The 17,746-nt window shown below is 63.7% G+C and carries 16 protein-coding genes; 7 read left to right on the top strand and 9 right to left on the bottom strand.

The features are described from left to right. Positions 1 to 59: 59 nt before the first annotated feature. The 6 genes from AWB80_RS34750 to AWB80_RS34725 all read right to left on the bottom strand — a co-directional run bounded on the left by AWB80_RS34750 (position 60) and on the right by AWB80_RS34725 (position 5,362). On the bottom strand, positions 60 to 659 hold the full coding sequence (locus AWB80_RS34750; RefSeq protein ID WP_087131826.1) for a UbiX family flavin prenyltransferase: 600 nt from the start codon (positions 657 to 659) through the stop codon (positions 60 to 62). Between the two features lie 10 nt (positions 660 to 669). Beyond that, positions 670 to 981, bottom strand: a complete 312-nt coding sequence (gene grxD, locus AWB80_RS34745; RefSeq protein WP_061179180.1) for a Grx4 family monothiol glutaredoxin — start codon at positions 979 to 981, stop codon at positions 670 to 672. A gap of 83 nt (positions 982 to 1,064) precedes the next feature. Beyond that, positions 1,065 to 1,901: a peptide chain release factor N(5)-glutamine methyltransferase gene (gene prmC / locus AWB80_RS34740; RefSeq protein WP_061179179.1), complete on the bottom strand. Its 837-nt coding sequence runs from the start codon at positions 1,899 to 1,901 to the stop codon at positions 1,065 to 1,067. Next, positions 1,898 to 2,980 carry a peptide chain release factor 1 gene (gene prfA / locus AWB80_RS34735; protein WP_061179178.1) on the bottom strand — a complete coding sequence of 361 codons (1,083 nt, stop codon included), beginning with the start codon at positions 2,978 to 2,980 and terminating at the stop codon, positions 1,898 to 1,900. Before prfA ends, prmC begins: the two co-directional genes overlap by 4 nt. 97 nt (positions 2,981 to 3,077) lie before the next feature. Then, positions 3,078 to 4,373, bottom strand: coding sequence for a glutamyl-tRNA reductase (gene hemA, locus AWB80_RS34730; RefSeq protein WP_061179177.1), 1,296 nt, complete (start codon positions 4,371 to 4,373; stop codon positions 3,078 to 3,080). Positions 4,374 to 4,534: 161 nt separating this feature from the next. Further along, positions 4,535 to 5,362 carry a galactosyltransferase-related protein gene (locus AWB80_RS34725; protein ID WP_061179176.1) on the bottom strand — a complete coding sequence of 276 codons (828 nt, stop codon included), beginning with the start codon at positions 5,360 to 5,362 and terminating at the stop codon, positions 4,535 to 4,537. Positions 5,363 to 5,676: 314 nt separating this feature from the next. Here AWB80_RS34725 and AWB80_RS34720 point away from each other — a divergent pair, with 314 nt between their 5' ends. The 3 genes from AWB80_RS34720 (at position 5,677) to AWB80_RS34710 (ending at position 8,506) form a co-directional block, all read left to right on the top strand. Then, complete coding sequence (locus tag AWB80_RS34720) at positions 5,677 to 5,949, top strand: hypothetical protein (protein ID WP_061179175.1); 273 nt, start codon at positions 5,677 to 5,679, stop codon at positions 5,947 to 5,949. A 126-nt stretch (positions 5,950 to 6,075) separates the two neighbouring features. After that, positions 6,076 to 7,863: an aminopeptidase P family protein gene (locus AWB80_RS34715; RefSeq protein ID WP_244206892.1), complete on the top strand. Its 1,788-nt coding sequence runs from the start codon at positions 6,076 to 6,078 to the stop codon at positions 7,861 to 7,863. 19 nt (positions 7,864 to 7,882) lie between these two features. Then, on the top strand, positions 7,883 to 8,506 hold the full coding sequence (locus AWB80_RS34710) for an HAD family hydrolase (protein ID WP_061179174.1): 624 nt from the start codon (positions 7,883 to 7,885) through the stop codon (positions 8,504 to 8,506). An 18-nt stretch (positions 8,507 to 8,524) separates the two neighbouring features. On the opposite strand, the gene AWB80_RS34705 is transcribed toward AWB80_RS34710, so the two are convergent. The 3 genes from AWB80_RS34705 to ychF all read right to left on the bottom strand — a co-directional run bounded on the left by AWB80_RS34705 (position 8,525) and on the right by ychF (position 12,836). Then, positions 8,525 to 9,652, bottom strand: coding sequence for a DUF748 domain-containing protein (locus tag AWB80_RS34705; protein ID WP_061179173.1), 1,128 nt, complete (start codon positions 9,650 to 9,652; stop codon positions 8,525 to 8,527). Positions 9,653 to 9,802: 150 nt separating this feature from the next. Beyond that, on the bottom strand, positions 9,803 to 11,470 hold the full coding sequence (ettA, locus tag AWB80_RS34700) for an energy-dependent translational throttle protein EttA (RefSeq protein ID WP_061179172.1): 1,668 nt from the start codon (positions 11,468 to 11,470) through the stop codon (positions 9,803 to 9,805). 271 nt (positions 11,471 to 11,741) lie between these two features. After that, positions 11,742 to 12,836: a redox-regulated ATPase YchF gene (ychF, locus tag AWB80_RS34695; RefSeq protein WP_061179171.1), complete on the bottom strand. Its 1,095-nt coding sequence runs from the start codon at positions 12,834 to 12,836 to the stop codon at positions 11,742 to 11,744. A gap of 200 nt (positions 12,837 to 13,036) precedes the next feature. Here ychF and AWB80_RS34690 point away from each other — a divergent pair, with 200 nt between their 5' ends. From AWB80_RS34690 to AWB80_RS34675, 4 genes are all read left to right on the top strand, one after another. After that, on the top strand, positions 13,037 to 14,209 hold the full coding sequence (locus tag AWB80_RS34690) for a UbiH/UbiF family hydroxylase (RefSeq protein WP_061179170.1): 1,173 nt from the start codon (positions 13,037 to 13,039) through the stop codon (positions 14,207 to 14,209). A gap of 48 nt (positions 14,210 to 14,257) precedes the next feature. Continuing rightward, positions 14,258 to 14,989: a DsbC family protein gene (locus AWB80_RS34685; RefSeq protein ID WP_061179169.1), complete on the top strand. Its 732-nt coding sequence runs from the start codon at positions 14,258 to 14,260 to the stop codon at positions 14,987 to 14,989. A 168-nt stretch (positions 14,990 to 15,157) separates the two neighbouring features. Further along, the gene (locus AWB80_RS34680; protein WP_061179195.1) at positions 15,158 to 16,957 is read left to right on the top strand and encodes a M61 family metallopeptidase; all 1,800 of its coding nucleotides are present in this window, start codon (positions 15,158 to 15,160) and stop codon (positions 16,955 to 16,957) included. Positions 16,958 to 17,100: 143 nt separating this feature from the next. Further along, entirely contained in the window at positions 17,101 to 17,697 is a 597-nt protein-coding gene (locus AWB80_RS34675; RefSeq protein WP_061179168.1) for an FMN-dependent NADH-azoreductase, read from the top strand. Positions 17,698 to 17,746: the final 49 nt, after the last annotated feature.

The following is a 17,746-nucleotide window of genomic DNA, read 5'->3' as shown; positions in this document are numbered from 1 at the left end:
GTTGATAAACGGCTCAATCGGCAACGGATTGTGTCGTCGTTGTTGTCAATCGTCGGATATCAGTCGGTTTCGCTGCGAAGTCCTTGCCAGGCGGCAGCGACCGGCTGCGCAACACCAAACAGGTCGATGACGCGCGTGACCGTGTGATCGACCATGTCGTCGATGGTCGCAGGCTTGTGATAGAACGCGGGCAGCGGCGGGAAGATCACGCCGCCCATTTCGGTGACGGCCGTCATGTTGCGCAGATGCGCGAGATTGAACGGCGTTTCGCGCACGAGCAGCACGAGACGGCGGCGTTCTTTCAACACGACGTCGGCGGCGCGGGTGATGAGATTGTCGGAGAGACCGTGTGCGACGCTCGCCAGCGTGCGCATCGAGCAGGGCGCGACGACCATGCCGTCGGTCGCGAAGGACCCCGAGGCGATGCTCGCGCCGACGTCGCGCACGCTGTGGACGACATCGGCCAGCGCGTGGACGGTCGCTTTGTCGAGATCGAGTTCGTGCTGGATATTGAGCCAGCCGGCGCTGGAAACGAGCAGATGCGTCTCGACGCCGCCCAGCCGGCGCAGCGTTTCGAGCAGACGCACGCCGTAGATCGCGCCCGTTGCACCGGTCATCGCGACGATGAGCCGTCGCTTTGCGGCAGCGGGCGCGCTCACTTGAAAAAACTCAGGCGGCGGCGAAAAGCTGTTGCAACTCGCCCGACTGATACATCTCCATCATGATGTCCGAACCGCCGATGAACTCGCCGTTCACGTAAAGCTGCGGAATGGTCGGCCAGTTGGAGAATTGCTTGATGCCCTGGCGAACCTCATCGTCTTCGAGGACGTTCACGGTCTTGATCTGATCGACGCCGCATGCCTTGAGCACCTGAATGGCGCGGCCGGAGAAACCGCACATCGGGAATTGCGCGGTGCCCTTCATGAAGAGGACGACCGGGTTCTGATCGACGATCTGCTTGATGCGTTCTTGCGTGTCCATGGCGTTCCTGCGCTTGAAGTCGGTGGATTGATGGTTGAAATGATAGCGGATTTCGGTTTCGCGGGCTGATCGCGGTCCGGCGCTCAGGCCGTGAAAAGTCCGCCCGAGCAGCGTTCGATGCCCGCGAGATCGCGCATCGAGCGCACCTCGGTGAAGCCGCGAGCCTTGAGCAGCGCACGCACGTCATCGGCCTGATCGTAGCCGTGTTCGAGCCACAACGCGCCGCGATTCGCCAGCAGAAACGGCGCGTTCCCGATGATCGTGCGGAGCGCGGACAAGCCGTCGGCGTCGTCGGTGAGCGCGCCGCGCGGCTCGAAGCGCAAGTCGCCTTGTTCGAGATGCGGATCGTCGCTCGCGATATACGGCGGATTGCTGACGATCGCCTCGAACAGCAACGATGGATCGACGTTGCCCGTCCAGTCGCTTTGAACGAATGAGACCGGGCCGCCCGCGCGTGCCGTATCGAGAAGCGCGCGCGCATTGCCGCGCGCGACATCGAGCGCCGCGTTCGAGCGATCGACGGCCCACACGCGCGCATCGGGGCGCGCGTGGGCGATCGAAATCGCGATTGCGCCGGTTCCCGTGCCGAGATCGAGCACGCGCGCGTTCGGCGTATCGGCGACGGCTTCGAGCGTAAGTTCCACGAGCAATTCGGTTTCCGGGCGCGGAATCAGCACGTCCGGCGTCACGTCGAATTCGAGGCCGAAGAACTCGCGCTTGCCGGTCAGTTGCGCGATCGGTTCTCCCTTCACGCGGCGCGCGCACAGCGCTTCGAAGCGCGCGACGGCGTCCGGATCGAGCGGTTCGAGATCACGCGTGATGAGTTCCGTGCGCCGCCAGCCGAGCACATGCATGAGCAGGATGCGCGCTTCGAGCGGCGGCAGTCCGGCAGTGCGCAGCAAGTCGGCCGCGTTGCTCACTCGGTTTCCCCGAGCGCGGCAAGCAGCTCGGCCTGATGCTCCGAAACCAGCGAGGCGATCATTTCGTCGAGATCGCCGTCCATGATGTATTCGAGCTTGTAGAGCGTCAGGTTGATGCGGTGATCCGTCATGCGCCCTTGCGGGAAGTTGTACGTGCGGATGCGTTCCGAGCGGTCGCCCGAGCCGATCAGGCTCTTGCGCGTCGCGGCTTCCTTCGCGTGCTGCTCGTGAGACTGCTTGTCCTTGATGCGCGCGGCGAGCACTTTCAGCGCGCGATCCTTGTTCTTGTGCTGCGAGCGATCGTCCTGACATTCGACGACGATGCCCGTCGGCAAGTGCGTCACGCGCACGGCGGAATCCGTCTTGTTGATGTGCTGGCCGCCCGCGCCCGACGCGCGGAACGTGTCGATGCGCAAATCCGCCGGATTGATCACCACTTCGCTGATTTCATCGGCTTCCGGCATCACCGCGACCGTACACGCCGACGTGTGGATGCGCCCCTGCGTTTCGGTCGCCGGCACGCGCTGCACGCGATGCCCGCCTGATTCGAACTTGAGCCGCGAATACGCGCCTTGTCCCGCGATCCGCACGATCACTTCCTTGTAGCCGCCGAGATCGGACACGCTTTCGGACATCGTTTCGGCGGTCCAGCGGTTGCGTTCCGCGTAACGCAGATACATGCGCAGCAGATCGCCCGCGAACAGCGCGGACTCGTCGCCGCCCGTGCCCGCGCGGATTTCGATGAAGATGTTGCGGTCGTCGTTCGGATCTTTCGGCAAGAGCATCGTCTGCAATTCGCCTTCGATCTTCACCATGCGCTCGCGTGCCTCGCCGATCTCTTCTTCGGCGAAATCGCGCATCGACGGATCGGAGAGCAGTTCCTGCGCGGTGGCTTCGTCGGTCAGCGCCTGACGCCAGAGCGCGTATTGATCGACGATCGGGTTGATTTCCGCGTGCTCGCGCGTGAGCTTGCGATATTGATCCATATCGGCTGTCACGTCTTCGCGGCTCAACAGTTCGTTGAGATCGACCTGCCGTTTTGCAAGCTGGTCGAGCTTGCTTTGCATGCTCGTTTTCATCGGGCGGAATTGGCGCGGTCAGCGCCAGGAAATACTGCGATCAGGGAGCCGCCACGCTAACCGCGCGGGGCATTTGAGAATAGCAAAGAGAAGGCCGCTAACGTTCCGACGAATCGGACGACGAGCCGTGACGGTAGAAACCACTCATCAGGTCGATGAGCTGGCTGCGCTCTTCGCGGCTCGCACGGTTGAGCGCGTGCGTCGGGCCGTGAATCAGCTTGTTCGTGAGCGATTGCGACAGCGCTTCGAGCACGGCGGCGGGATCGTCGCCGCGCGCGAGCATCTTGCGCGCGCGCTCGACTTCGGCGCGGCGCAGCGTGTCCGCCTGCGTGTGCATGTGGCGGATGACCGGCACGATGCTGCGCGCATCGAGCCACTGCATGAAATTCGCGACGCGCGTTTCGATGATCGCTTCCGCCTGCGCGACCGCAGCCTGTCGCGACGCGTTGCCTTCACGCACGATCGCGCCGAGATCGTCGACGGTGTACAGGAAAACATCGTGCAGATTGCCGACTTCGGGTTCGATGTCGCGCGGCACGGCGAGATCGACCATGAAGATCGGGCGATGGCGGCGTGCGCGCACCGCACGCTCGACCGCGCCGAGACCGATGATCGGTAGCGTCGACGCCGTGCACGACACGATGATGTCGAACTCGTGCATGCGAGCGGGCAGTTCGGAAAGCGGAATCGCGCGGCCGTTGAAGCGGCCCGCGAGCTTTTCGCCGCGCTCGGCCGTGCGGTTCGCGACGACCAGCTCGCGCGGATTCTGCGCGGCGAAATGTGTCGCGCAGAGTTCGATCATTTCGCCCGCGCCGATGAACAGCACGCGCTGGCTCGAAATGTTTTCAAAGATGCGCTGCGCGAGACGCACGGCGGCGGCGGCCATCGACACCGACTGCGCCCCGATCTCGGTCGTCGTGCGTACTTCCTTCGCTACGGCGAAGGTGCGCTGGAACAACTGGTTCAGATACGTGCCGAGCGCGCCGGCTTCGGACGCCGTACGCACGGCATCCTTCATTTGTCCGACGATTTGCGTTTCACCGAGCACCATCGAATCCAGCCCCGAGGCGACGCGGAACGCGTGGCGCACGGCTTCCGACTGCGGCAGCGCATAGACATGCGGCGCGAGCTCGGGAACGGGGATATTGTGGTATTTCGAGAGCCACTGAAGCGCGGCTTCGCGGGCGGCGGAGTCGTCAGTGGCGCAGTAGAGTTCGGTGCGGTTGCAGGTCGAAAGGATGGCCGCTTCGGGCGATGCCTTCGCGAGCGGGCCCAGCCAGATGTCCTTCAGTGCGCCCAGCGCAGGCTTAAGCTGTTCGAGCGGAAACGCCACGCGTTCGCGCAGGGCGACAGGCGCAGTGTGGTGATTGATTCCGATCGTGAGGAGCTGCATTGTTTTGGACTGATGCTTTGGGCCTAAGCCGATGGCCTTTCAGATAGCCCAATATTATAGCCTTTTGCGTATTTGTTCATTTATAGGTGGCATTTGGGGCGCGAGCAGCGTTCCGTGCGCGTCGAATGGGCGCTGGCAGCCCGCCGTCACGGCTGTCACGGTCATTTGAAGTACTTCGACAGTGCCGCCGCGCGCGCTTCAACCTGAGGGAGCGGTATTTCGCCGCACTCGAATCCTTTCTTGCGATTCGCTTGCACCTCCGGCAGGCCGAACCAGTCGGCGCGGACTGCGGTGTCGTGATGCATGTGGAACAACAGCGAATCCGCGCCCGCCAGGGTGTGCCATCGGACGCCCAGGCGGGTGGCGCGCAGCAGCAGATCATCGTCCTCGCCGCCCCAGCCTTCGAAGGCTGGATCGAACCCGCCGATTCGAATGAATTCCGCGCGAACGAAAACATTCAGCGCTCCGGAGGTGTTTGTGTAGAGCGAGGACATCCCGTTCGGTAAGTCGGCTTCGTCGGACGCTGCAAAGGGCGCGAGTTCGTCATAGTCGCCGGATTCGATAAACGAGCGGCGAAGCTCGCCCGCGGTGTTCACCACGCGAGCAAACGGGCAAACCGCGTCACTGTTATTCGCGTCCATCAGTGAATCGACCGCCATCTTCATGTATCTCGGATTGGCGATCATATCCGCGTCGTGAATACAGATGACTCGGCCCGTGCACATGCGTGCGCCAAGATTGGCGAGGCGGGCGCGCGAAAACCGCCCCGTGTCATGCACGAAGACATGACGGATCTTCGGATCGGACAGTTGTTGCCAGGAGAAGGTCGGACTCGCGTCCGCCTCGATCAGCCAGACGATGTAATCCGAATAGGTCCGATTCAGATAGCGGAGCGTGCCGAGCAGGTTTTCTCGTCGTTCCTGGCTCGCGCCACGGTATGTGACAACAAACTCGATGCCCCGAAGTGAAATATGACTGGCATTACTCATGTGTATCAAGCCGAGCAAATCGGCACTCTGCTAATTCGAATGGCGGACTTCTTACAGCGCGGCCCAGTCTAACACCATGGAAAACGAATTTTTCTCAGACAAGGCCGCGAAATAGTTCACGTATCGATCTCAAAAATAAGCGTGGCGGATGTCTCCGAGCCGCCGTCTTGCCATTGCCAACCCGTCCCCCTAAACTCAGCCGCTACACGCGACGCAACGCCGCATCCTTTCAAGCCGACTCTTATCGCCATGATTCACGCACGATGCGCGCTGTCCCTTGCTGTTAATTCGATGTCGACGGAGCGCTCGCGCTGATGGGCTGGATCGGACTGATTTTTCTCGGCGCGGTGATCGGCGCGGCGGGCTGGTGGCTGCATCCGTTGCGGCGTGCGGGACGCGTCGCGCGCGCGCCGGCGGGGCGCATCTGGACGGCCATCGCCGCTGGCATACTGGCGACGGTCGTCGCGCGAATGCTCGGCAATATCGTCGATCTGTATCACGATGGCGATACGCTCGAATGGCTGGCGTGCTCGGTCTTCGCGCTCGTCGTCGTGACGACGACGGTCGGGCTGGCGGCGCGCCGCTGAACTCTTTTTCGACAGCGCGGCGGGTGATCCTCGCCGCGCGTCTTGCTCTTCGCGCCCCACGCGGGCTTTCAAGCAGGTGACTTCATGAACGATCGCATTGCAGATTCCGCCATTCCAGAGCCCGCCATGTTCGCGCGGCGCATCGAGTCGCTGCGCGGCCAGATGGCGCTCGAAAAGCTCGCCGCCGTGCTCATCCCGTCCGCGGACCCGCATCTTTCCGAATACCTGCCGGAACGCTGGCAAGGGCGTCAATGGCTTTCGGGCTTCACCGGTTCGGTGGGCACGCTCGTGGTGACGGCGGATTTCGCGGGCGTCTGGGTCGACAGCCGTTACTGGACGCAGGCCGAAACGCAACTCGCGGGCACGGGCATCGCGCTCATGAAGATGATGGGCGGTCAGCAGACCGCGCCGCATATCGACTGGCTCGCGCAGAACGTGCCGTCGGGCGCGACCGTCGCGGCCGACGGCGCAGTGCTCGGCGTCGCGGCGGCGCGCGCGTTGTCCGATGCGCTCACGGCGCGCGGCATCGTGCTGCGCACGGATGTCGACTTGCTGGATTCGGTGTGGCCCGCGCGTCCTGGCCTGCCGGAAACGCCCGTCTACGAACACGCTGCGCCGCATGCGAGCGTCGCGCGTGCGGACAAGCTCGCGCAAGTGCGTGAAACGATGCGCGCGAAGGGCGCGCAGTGGCACTTCGTTTCCACGCTCGACGATCTCGCGTGGATCTTCAACCTGCGCGGCGGCGACGTGAGCTACAACCCGGTTTTCGTGGCGCACGCGCTCATCGGGCTGGATGACGCGACGATCTTCGTCGCCGATGGCAAGGTTCCGGCTGCGCTCGTCGAATCGCTCGCGCGCGACAACGTGCGCGTCGCGCCGTACGCCGCCGCGCCCGACGCGCTCGCGTCATTGGCGGCGGGTTCGACGCTCCTGATCGATCCGCGCCGCATCACGCACAGCTTGCTGGAGAAAGTGCCCGCAGCGGTGACGATCGTCGAAGCGGTGAATCCGTCGACGTTTGCCAAGTCGCGCAAGACCGCGGCAGAAGCGGAGCACATCCGCGCGACGATGGAGCAGGACGGCGCCGCGCTTGCCGAATTCTTTGCGTGGTTCGAAGAGGCGCTTGGCCGTGAGCGCGCCACGGAACTGACCATCGACGAGAAACTGACCGCCGCGCGCGCACGCCAGCCTGGTTTCGTCACGTTGAGCTTCGGCACGATCGCGGGCTTCAACGCCAACGGCGCGATGCCGCATTACCGCGCGACCGAGGCTTCGCATGCGGTGATCGAAGGCAACGGCCTGCTGCTGATCGACTCCGGCGGACAGTATCTGAGCGGCACGACGGACATCACGCGTGTCGTTCCGATCGGCGAGATCAACGCCGAGCACAAGCGCGATTTCACCGTCGTGCTGAAGGGCACGATGGCGCTTTCGCGCGCGCGCTTCCCGCGCGGCATCCGTTCGCCGATGCTCGATTCGATCGCCCGCGCGCCGATCTGGGAAGCGGGCGCGGACTACGGGCATGGCACGGGGCATGGCGTCGGCTATTTCCTGAACGTGCACGAAGGCCCGCAGGTGATCTCGCACTACGCGCCCGCCGAACCCTGGACGGCGATGGAAGAAGGCATGATCACATCGATCGAGCCGGGCATTTACCGGCCGGGCAAGTGGGGCATCCGCATCGAGAATCTCGTAATGAACCAGGCGGCGGAAAAGACCGAGTTCGGCGATTTCCTCGAATTCGAGACGCTGACGCTGTGCCCGATCGATACGCGTTGCATCGACTTGTCGCTGTTGCGTGACGACGAGCGCGCGTGGCTCAACGCCTATCACGAGACGGTGCGGGCGCGCGTGTCGCCGCATGTGTCGGGGAAGGCGCTGGCGTGGCTCGAAGAACGGACCAAGGCGATTTGACTCGCGGGAGCGCGGCAAGATGACCATCAAGGCAGTCGTGTTCGATTTCGGCGGCGTGCTGATCGACTGGAATCGCGAGTATCTCTACGAACAACTGATTCCGGACGAAACCGAGCGCCGCTGGTTTCTCGACAACGTCTGCAAGATGGAGTGGGTCGTCCAGCAGGACGGCGGGCAGACGATCGAAGAAGGCACCGCGGAACTGATCGCGCTCCATCCCGGGCACGAAGCGCTGATCCGCGCGTTCTATGCGCGCTGGCCGGAGATGGTGTCGGGCGCGCTGGAAGAGGGCGTCGCGCTGGTCGACCGGCTGGAGGCAGCGGGCGTGCCGCTCTTCGGCCTGACGAACTGGTCGGCGGAGACTTTTCCTTACGCGTGGGAGCGCTTCGACGTGCTGCGCAAGTTTCGCGAGATCGTCGTCTCGGGACGTGTCGGACTGGTGAAGCCCGATCCGCGAATCTTCGCCTTGATGCGCGCGGAAATCGAAAAGCAGTTGCCGGGCATTCAGCCGAACGAACTCGTGTTCATCGACGACAATCTGCACAACGCGCAAGCCGCGAGCGCGCTCGGCTGGCACGGCGTTCACTACACCGGCGCGCCGGACACCGAAGCGAAGCTGCGCGCGCTCGACCTGCCGATCTGAAAGCACAAAGGCAACGCGCTACTGCCCCAGCAGGTTCTTCAGCGCGTTGCCGATTCCCCGCACCGTATCGCCCGCGCCTCGCGCGACGCCTTCAGCGCTGACGCCGAGCGCCTTCGCGAAGCCCGCCGCGAGTTTCTTCGACAGACTCTCGCTCAGCGAAAACTTCGGATCGCGCAGATCGCCTTCGAGCACGAAATCGAGCTTGATCTGCTGCTTGCGGTCCTTCAGCGCGGCGATCGCGGCCTTCGTCGGAATCGAGAGAAAGGTGTCGAGCGCATTGCCGGTATCGCTGATCTGAAGGTGATTCAGCGTGAGCGTGCCGGGCGCGTGGATGCGGTAATCCTTCACGGCCGCATCGATCGTCAGGTCGATGGTGCCGCCCGTCACCGCCGCCTTCGCGCCTGCTTTCTTGAGCAGATACGGATCGAGCGTCGCGACGTCGACGTTGCGCAGCGTCACGCGCGTCTGCGAATCCTTGTTTGCGATGATCATCCAGCCGCCCCACGTCACGTTGCCCGTGTGCGACGGACCTTTGATCGAGCCGGTCATCGAGAGATCGGTGCGCTCGGTCAGGGCGGGCAGATGAATGTGATCGACGGTCGCGCGCGCATCGCCGATCAGCACGCGATAAGGCGGCTCCTGCACGGAGCCGTCGAAGAACTCCATCGAGCCGCGTTCGAACGACACGCGATCGATCAGCTTTTCTTCCTGCGCGTGCTCCTGGCGCGCCTTGCTGTCGGGTGTTGCATCGGCTTCGCGTGCGGTTTCCTTGAGTCCCGGCAGGATGCGCACGCGGCCGTCGGCGGAGCGGACGATCGACAGATAGTAATTGTCGACGCTCACGCTGCGCAGATGAATGGGGCGGGAGACGAGCGAGCGCATGTCGACATCGAGCACGATGCGCTCGGCGCGCATCGCGTCGCTGGCGGGCCAGTCTTTCGGGCCGCGCAGGCGCACGCGCGAGAGCGTCACGTGACCAAAACCGACATCGATTTCTTCGACCGAACCGTTCGGGCCGAGCGTCTCGATGATGCGCTCTTTCATCTGATGCACGACGAACAGCCAGCCGCCGACAGCCACGACGACGAGCGCCACGACGATGCCGATTGCCCAAAGCGCCCCCCGCCTCGCGCTCGATCCCGCCATCTGCGTGTGTCTCCGGTGTCGGCCATTGAAAAAGCGCCGCTCGAAAAAAAAGTGGCGACTGCGTCCTACACAGTCGCCACTTTAATGCCTGAAGTCGGTGCGCGTGCCCGCATAGACACGCGCTGTATATCATCAGACGTTTGGCCGCGCTCAGCGCGTGATCGGCTTGTAGCGCAGACGCTTCGGCTTCGCGGCTTCTTCGCCGAGACGCTTGCGCTTGTCGGCCTCGTATTCCTGATAGTTGCCGTCGAAGAACTCGACGTGCGAGTCGCCTTCGAACGCGAGGATGTGCGTCGCGATGCGGTCCAGGAACCAGCGATCGTGCGAAATCACCATCACGGAGCCGGCGAATTCGAGCAGCGCGTCTTCGAGCGCGCGCAGCGTTTCGACGTCCAGATCGTTCGACGGTTCGTCGAGCAGCAGCATGTTGCCGCCCGCGATGAGCGTCTTCGCCAGATGCAGGCGCCCGCGCTCGCCGCCCGACAGGTTGCCGACGAGTTTTTGCTGATCGCTGCCCTTGAAGTTGAAGCGGCCGATATACGCGCGCGACGGCGTTTCGTACTTGCCGACGGTGAGCACATCGGCGCCGCCGGAGATTTCCTCGAACACGGTCTTGTCGGCGGCGAGCGCGTCGCGGCTCTGGTCGACGTAAGCGAGCTTGACGGTCGGTCCCTTGACGATTTCGCCCGAATCCGGCTGCTCCTTGCCGGTCAGCATGCGGAACAGCGTCGACTTGCCGGCGCCGTTCGGCCCGATGATGCCGACGATCGCGCCCGCCGGAATCTTCATGCTCAGATCGTCGATGAGCAGGCGATCGCCGTACGCCTTGCTGACGTTCTTGAACTCGATGACCTCATTGCCCAGCCGATCGCCGACCGGAATGAAGATTTCCTGCGTTTCATTGCGCTTCTGATATTCCTGGCTGTTGAGTTCCTCGAAGCGCGCGATACGCGCCTTCGATTTCGCCTGACGGCCCTTCGGGTTCTGGCGCACCCATTCGAGTTCTTTCTTGATCGCTTTCTGGCGCGCGGATTCGCTCGATTCTTCCTGCTTCAGGCGATCTTCCTTCTGGTCGAGCCAGCTTGAATAATTGCCCTTCCACGGAATGCCGTGGCCGCGGTCGAGTTCGAGAATCCATTCGGCGGCGTTATCGAGGAAGTAGCGATCGTGCGTCACGGCGACGACGGTGCCCGGATAGCGCGTCAGAAACTGTTCGAGCCATTCGACGGATTCGGCGTCGAGGTGGTTGGTCGGCTCGTCGAGGAGCAGCATGTCGGGCTTTTGCAGCAGCAGCTTGCACAGCGCGACGCGGCGCTTTTCACCGCCCGACAGATGTTCGATTTTCGCGTCCCACGCGGGCAGGCGCAGCGCGTCGGCGGCGACTTCGAGTTGCTGCTCGGGGCTGCCGCCATCGCTCGTCGAGAGGATGGCTTCGTACTTCGCCTGTTCGGCGGCGAGCTTGTCGAAGTCGGCGTCGGGTTCGGCGTAGGCGGCGTAGATTTCGTCGAGTTTCTTTTGCGCCTGGAAGACATCGCCGAGACCTTCCTCGACGGCCTCACGCACGGTCTGCTGCGGATCCAGTTGCGGTTCCTGCGGCAGATAACCGATGTTCAGGTTCGGCATCGGCGTGGCATCGCCTTCGATGTCCTTATCGACGCCCGCCATGATCCTGATGAGCGTCGACTTGCCGGAACCGTTCAGACCGAGCAGGCCGATCTTCGCGCCGGGGAAGAACGAGAGGGAGATGTCTTTCAGAATCTGACGCTTCGGCGGAACGATCTTGCCGACGCGGTTCATGGTGAAGACGTATTGGGCCATGTCGAGTGTTCTGTGATGGTGTGATGAAGGGTGCGAACGCCGTGCGTCCGATGATGTCGCACGCGCGGTCTGGCGCGCGTTTCCGGGGCCGCGTCAGGCGGCGCGGGTGAGGTTATGTGGCATTGTACTTCGCGGGGGGATCCGTCACTGCCAGCTCGCGACGCCGAAGCGCGCATCGCTGCGCCGCCTTGCACTGCAAAAGAAAAAAGCGGAGTCCCTTTTATCGGGTACTCCGCTTCGCGAGGCAAGCAGTGTCGACAGTTCTTGACGCTTAGACGTTGAACAAAAAGTTCATCACATCCCCGTCGTGCACGACGTATTCCTTCCCTTCCGCCCGCATCTTCCCGGCCTCTTTAGCGCCTTGCTCGCCCTTGTACGCGATGTAGTCATCGAACGAAATCGTCTGCGCGCGAATGAAGCCACGCTCGAAGTCCGTATGAATCGCGCCCGCGGCCTGCGGTGCCGTATCGCCGATATGAATCGTCCACGCGCGCACTTCCTTCACGCCCGCCGTGAAATAGGTATGCAAACCGAGCAGCTTGAAACCCGCGCGAATCACGCGGTTCAAACCCGGCTCGTTCATGCCCATATCGGCCAGGAAGTCTTGCTTGTCGGCATCGTCGAGGTCGGCGATTTCCGCTTCGATCGCCGCGCACACGGCGACCACCGGCGCGTTCTCCGCTTCCGCGTGCTTGCGCACCGCGTCGAGATACGGGTTGTTCTCGAAGCCGTCGTCCTTCACGTTCGCGACGTACATCGTCGGCTTCGACGTGATCAGGCACAACGGCTTGATGGTCAACTGTTCTTCGTCGGTCAGCGACAGACCGCGCACCGGCTTCGCCTGATCCAGTTGCGCGCGCACCTTGTCGAGCACGGCGACGAGCTTCGCAGCTTCCTTGTCGTTGCCCGACTTCGCCGCCTTCGAATAACGCGTGAATGCCTTTTCGACCGTCGCCAGATCGGCGAGCGCGAGTTCGGTGTTGATGACTTCGATATCCGCAATCGGGTCGATCTTGCCCGCGACGTGAATCACGTTCTCGTCCTCGAAGCAGCGCACGACGTGCGTGATCGCGTCCGTTTCGCGGATGTTCGCGAGGAACTGGTTGCCGAGCCCTTCACCCTTCGACGCGCCCGCGACGAGACCCGCGATATCGACGAACTCGACCACGGCCGGCAGGATGCGCTCGGGCTTCACGATCTCGGCGAGCGCGTTCAGACGCGCGTCCGGCACTTCGACCACGCCGACATTCGGCTCGATCGTGCAAAACGGATAGTTCTCGGCGGCAATGCCCGCCTTGGTCAAAGCATTGAAAAGTGTGGACTTGCCGACGTTGGGCAAGCCGACGATGCCGCATTGGAGGCTCATGGGATCCTTCGAACTGGTGAGACGGCGCGGGCCGCGCAGGTTTCGTCAAAAATGGTGCGCAATGAGCGGGCGAGAACCGCCCGCCACGCTGCGGCCGCGTCTGGCGGCCGGGCAAACCGATATTGTAACGCCGCGCTGGCGCGCGCAAGCGGCTCCGCCTGCCGGCAAACCCGTTCGTACCCCACGGCTATAATGCCCGCATGACTCCGCATCCCCTCAAATTTCACGCGGTCGTGGTCGGCGGCGGGCTCGTCGGCAAGACGGCCGCGCTCGCGCTCGCGCAATCCGGGCTGCGCACCGCGCTCATCGCGGCGCGCGCAACCGGGCTGCCGCCGGGCGCCGCGTTCGATTCGCGCATCTACGCGCTGTCGTCGAGTTCGCAGACGTTGCTCGAACGCCTGCGCGTCTGGCAGGCGGTAGATCGCTCGCGTCTCGGTCCCGTCTTCGACATGCGCGTATTCGGCGATGCCCACGCGGAACTGCACTTTTCGGCCTTTCAGGCGTCGGTGCCGCAGCTCGCGTGGATCGTGGAATCGTCGCTCATCGAACAATCGCTCGATGCCGCGCTGCGCTTTCAGCCGAGCCTGTCGTGGTTCGAATCGCGCGCGCAAGGCATGACGGTCGAAGCCGACGCGGCGCACGTCGCGCTCGCGAGCGGCGAAATGCTGGAAACGGATCTGATCGTCGGCGCCGATGGCGCGCATTCCTGGGTGCGCGCGCAAATGGGCGCAAAGATGAATCGGCGCGATTACCGGCAAACCGGCGTCGTCGCCAATTTCAAGGCCGAGCGGCCGCACGGCGAGACCGCGTATCAATGGTTCCGCGATAGCGAAATCATCGCGCTGCTGCCTTTGCCGGGCGATCACGTGTCGCTCGTCTGGTCCGCGCGCACGGAGCACGCCGACGAACTGCTCGCGCTCGAACCCGCGCAACTCTCGGCGCAAGTCGAACAGGCGACGCAGAACATGCTCGGCGCGCTCGACTGCGTCACGCCCGCGCAAGGCTTCCCGCTCGGGCTGCAAACCGTCGACAAGCTGATCGCGCCGCGCGTCGCGCTGGTCGGCGACGCCGCGCATCTGATTCACCCGCTCGCCGGGCAGGGCATGAACCTCGGCCTGCGCGACGTAGCCGCGCTGGCGGATGTCATCGCGAACAAGGAGTCGTTCCGTGATCTCGGCGATCCGATCCTGCTGCGCCGCTATGAACGCGCGCGCCGCGAAGACATCCAGAAGCTCATGTTCGCAACCGACGGCCTGCAGCGTCTCTTTGCCGTGCCGGGCACGCTCGCGCGCGCGGTCCGCAACACCGGCATGGCGTTCGTCGGCGCGCAGCCGCTCGTCAAGCGCTGGCTGGTGTCGGCGGCGCTCGGTTGAATCAAACCCACTTTCGCGGGCGAAGCCGCGCGACTCACAGGAACCCGCATGAAAACCACCTTCCGCTTTGCTCTCGCCACGGTTGCGGCGCTCGCCGCGACGCTCGGCATCGGCTGCTCGGCACAGGCCGATCAGACCACCGACAAGATCAAGTCCGCGCTCGAATCGCGCATGGGCGACGCCACCATCAAGAGCATCGAAAAGACGCCCGTGCCGGGTCTCTACGAAGTCAATCTCGGCTCGCAGATCGTCTATAGCGATGCGACCGGAAACTACGTCCTGATCGGCGATCTCGTCGATACGCGCAACAGCAAGAATCTCACCGAGGCGCGGCTCGCGGACACCAACAAGATCGAGTTCGCGAAGCTGCCGTTCGAAAACGCGGTGAAGGTCGTGAAGGGCAACGGCAGCCGCAAGATCGCGGTGTTCTCCGATCCGAACTGTCCGTACTGCAAGCAGCTCGAATCGACGCTGAAGTCGATCGACAACGTGACGGTCTATACCTTCCTGTATCCGGTGCTGTCGCCGGATTCGACGGCCAAGTCGAAGTCGATCTGGTGCTCGAAGGATCGCGGCACGACGTGGGAAGGCTGGATGCTCGATCACAAGGCGCCGACCACTGCGGCCAATTGCGACACGACCGCGATCGACAAGAACCTGAAACTCGGCCGCTCGATGAACGTCACCGGCACGCCGACCGTGTTCCTCACCGATGGCCGCCGTCTGCCGGGCGCCGTGCCCGCCGACCGGCTCGAAAAGGAACTGTCGGCCGTGCGCTGAGCGCGGCGCGAAACGAGGAGGGGAGGCGCGTCATGCGCCTCCTGTGTTTTTACGGCCTTGCTTTTGCGAAAGCGCAGCGTAATGAAGCAAGGCGTCGGGCGCGCTCGTTCGCAATCAAGCGCCCAGAACAAGAACAAGGACATCGAGATGACTACGCTCATGCAAACGGTGCAGCCGGTCCGCTATGGCATCGTTCCGAAGAATCCCGCCGCGCATCTCTTCGAAGTGACGCTGACCGTCGCCGAGCCCGATCCGGCCGGCCAGCGCTTCATGCTGCCGGTCTGGATTCCGGGCAGCTACATGATCCGGGAATTCGCGCGCAACATCGTCACGCTGCAGGCGTTCAACGCGGCGGGCCGCAAGGTCGCCATCGAAAAGACCGACAAGCACGCGTGGCAGGCCGCGCCGGTCGACGGTCCGATCACGCTGCGCTACGAAGTCTACGCGTGGGACATGTCGGTGCGCGCCGCGCATCTGGACGACGCCGTCGGTTTCTTCAACGGCACGAGCACGTTCCTCGCCGTGGAAGGGCAGTCGGGCGCGCCGTGCATCGTCGATATCCAGCCGCCGCAGGGCGGCGCGTATCGAAACTGGCGCGTCGCGACGGCGCTCGCCGAAGCGCGCGGCACGAAGCGCTACGGCTTCGGCACGTACGAAGCGGCGAATTACGACGAACTCGTCGATCATCCCGTCGCGCTCGGCGAATTCGCGCTCGGCAGTTTCAACGCGCACGGCGTGAAGCACGACATCGTGATCTCGGGACGCGTCGTCAATCTCGACATGAACCGGCTCGCGGCCGATCTGAAGCGCGTGTGCGAAGCGCAGATCGCGCTGTTCGAGCCGCGCACGAAGAAGGCGCCGATGGAGCGCTACGTGTTCATGACCGTCGCCGTCGGCGATGGTTACGGCGGGCTCGAGCATCGCGCGTCGACAGCGCTGATCTGCAATCGCACGGATCTGCCGGTGCAGGGCCGCCCGGAAGTGACCGAGGGTTATCGCACCTATCTCGGGCTGTGCAGCCACGAATACTTTCATACGTGGAACGTGAAGCGCATCAAACCGGCGGCGTTCGCGCCGTACGATCTGTCGCAGGAAAATTACACGACGCTGCTGTGGCTCTTCGAAGGCTTCACGTCCTATTACGACGACCTGATGCTCGTGCGCAGCGGACTGATTTCGGCGGGCGATTACTTCAACCTGCTCGGCAAGACGATCGGCGGCGTGCTGCGTGGCAGCGGGCGTCTGAAGCAATCCGTCGCGCAAAGCTCGTACGATGCGTGGGTGAAGTACTACCGCGCCGACGAAAACGCGCCGAACGCGATCGTCAGCTATTACCAGAAGGGCTCGCTCGTCGCGCTTGCATTCGATCTGTCGATTCGCGCGCAAACCGGCAACCGCAAATCGCTCGACGACGTGATGCGCCTGCTGTGGCAGCGCTACGGCCGCGAGTTCTACAACGGCAAGCCGCGCGGCATTCCGGAGGCGGACGTCGAGGCGCTCTTCGCCGAAGCGACCGGCGCGGACCTGCGCTCGCTGTTCCGCGACGGCGTGCGCGGCACGCGCGATCTGCCGCTCGATGCGCTGTTCGAGCCGTTCGGCATCGCGCTCGCGCCCGATTTGCCGGGCAACGGGGCGTCGGTCAAGCCGTCGCTCGGCGTGCGCGTGCGCGGTGGCGCGGATTGCACGCTCGCCGTCGTTCACGAAGGCAGCGCGGCGCAGAAGGCGGGCTTGTCGGCGGGTGACGTGCTCGTCGCGATCGACGGGCTGCGCGTCACCGGATCGAATCTCGACGCGCTACTGTCGCGCTATCTGCCGGGCGCGAAGGTGGAAGTGCACGCGTTCCGCCGCGAGGAACTGCGCCGCACCGACCTGAAGCTCGACGGGCCGGAAGTCGCGCGCTACGTGCTGACGGCCATCGACGGACGCGGCCCGTCGAAACAATGGCGCGAGCGCTGGCTGAGAGGCTGATTCCGCAAAGCGTGGCGGATTGTTCCACTGATGCAACGATCCGTCATGACCGCACGGCTTTTTCCCGGACGCCGAAACACGAAGAATGCTTCCTAAGCCGGACGCCGAGGGCGCCCGAAACCTCATAGAGATAGGAAGCCATCATGACGACGATTCTGCAAATCAACTCCGCCGCCCGTTCGCAAGGTGCTCAATCGACGCTGCTCGCCGATGAACTGACCGCAAAACTGCAACAAGCCAACGCAGGCGCGAAGGTGGTCGTGCGCAATCTGCTCGGCGACAGCCTGCCGCACCTCGACGACGCCACGCTCGGCGCGTTCTTCACGCCCGCCGATCAGCGCAGCGCGGAACAGGTTGCGATCAACGCGAAAAGCGAAGCGCTGATCAACGAACTGCAAGCGGCGGATATCGTCGTGATCGCGGCGCCGCTGTACAACTTCGGCATCTCGTCGCAACTGAAGACGTACTTCGACTGGATCGCGCGTGCCGGCATCACGTTCAGCTATACCGCGAACGGTCCGGAAGGCCTCGTGAAGGGCAAGAAGGTGTACGTGGTCTCGGCGCGCGGCGGCAAATACGCGGGCACGCCGCACGATTCGCAGACGCCGTTCCTGAAGACGTTCCTCGCCTTCCTCGGCATGACCGACGTGAGCTTCATCTACGCCGAAGGCCTGAACATGGGCCCGGACGCGGCTGGCGCGGCGCTGGCTTCGGCGCGTGAGGCCATCGCGGCGCTGTAAGGCTCTGCATCAGAAAAAAACCCCGCTGGAGTCGATTCAGCGGGGTTTT

This window comes from Caballeronia pedi (genome assembly GCF_001544915.2).
Lineage (GTDB): Bacteria > Pseudomonadota > Gammaproteobacteria > Burkholderiales > Burkholderiaceae > Caballeronia > Caballeronia pedi.
This window is presented reverse-complemented; position numbering and strand designations above follow the sequence as displayed.

Excerpts from the sequence above, each read along its gene's own strand:
- AWB80_RS34675 (WP_061179168.1), top strand. The coding sequence starts at position 17,101 with ATGACGACGATTCTGCAAATCAACTCCGCCGCCCGTTCGCAAGGTGCT.
- ettA (WP_061179172.1), bottom strand. The coding sequence starts at position 11,470 with ATGGCCCAATACGTCTTCACCATGAACCGCGTCGGCAAGATCGTTCCG.
- AWB80_RS34725 (WP_061179176.1), bottom strand. The coding sequence starts at position 5,362 with ATGAGTAATGCCAGTCATATTTCACTTCGGGGCATCGAGTTTGTTGTC.
- AWB80_RS34715 (WP_244206892.1), top strand. The coding sequence starts at position 6,076 with ATGTTCGCGCGGCGCATCGAGTCGCTGCGCGGCCAGATGGCGCTCGAA.
- AWB80_RS34710 (WP_061179174.1), top strand. The coding sequence starts at position 7,883 with ATGACCATCAAGGCAGTCGTGTTCGATTTCGGCGGCGTGCTGATCGAC.
- AWB80_RS34690 (WP_061179170.1), top strand. The coding sequence starts at position 13,037 with ATGACTCCGCATCCCCTCAAATTTCACGCGGTCGTGGTCGGCGGCGGG.
- AWB80_RS34685 (WP_061179169.1), top strand. The coding sequence starts at position 14,258 with ATGAAAACCACCTTCCGCTTTGCTCTCGCCACGGTTGCGGCGCTCGCC.
- prfA (WP_061179178.1), bottom strand. The coding sequence starts at position 2,980 with ATGAAAACGAGCATGCAAAGCAAGCTCGACCAGCTTGCAAAACGGCAG.
- ychF (WP_061179171.1), bottom strand. The coding sequence starts at position 12,836 with ATGAGCCTCCAATGCGGCATCGTCGGCTTGCCCAACGTCGGCAAGTCC.
- grxD (WP_061179180.1), bottom strand. The coding sequence starts at position 981 with ATGGACACGCAAGAACGCATCAAGCAGATCGTCGATCAGAACCCGGTC.
- AWB80_RS34720 (WP_061179175.1), top strand. The coding sequence starts at position 5,677 with ATGGGCTGGATCGGACTGATTTTTCTCGGCGCGGTGATCGGCGCGGCG.
- hemA (WP_061179177.1), bottom strand. The coding sequence starts at position 4,373 with ATGCAGCTCCTCACGATCGGAATCAATCACCACACTGCGCCTGTCGCC.
- AWB80_RS34705 (WP_061179173.1), bottom strand. The coding sequence starts at position 9,652 with ATGGCGGGATCGAGCGCGAGGCGGGGGGCGCTTTGGGCAATCGGCATC.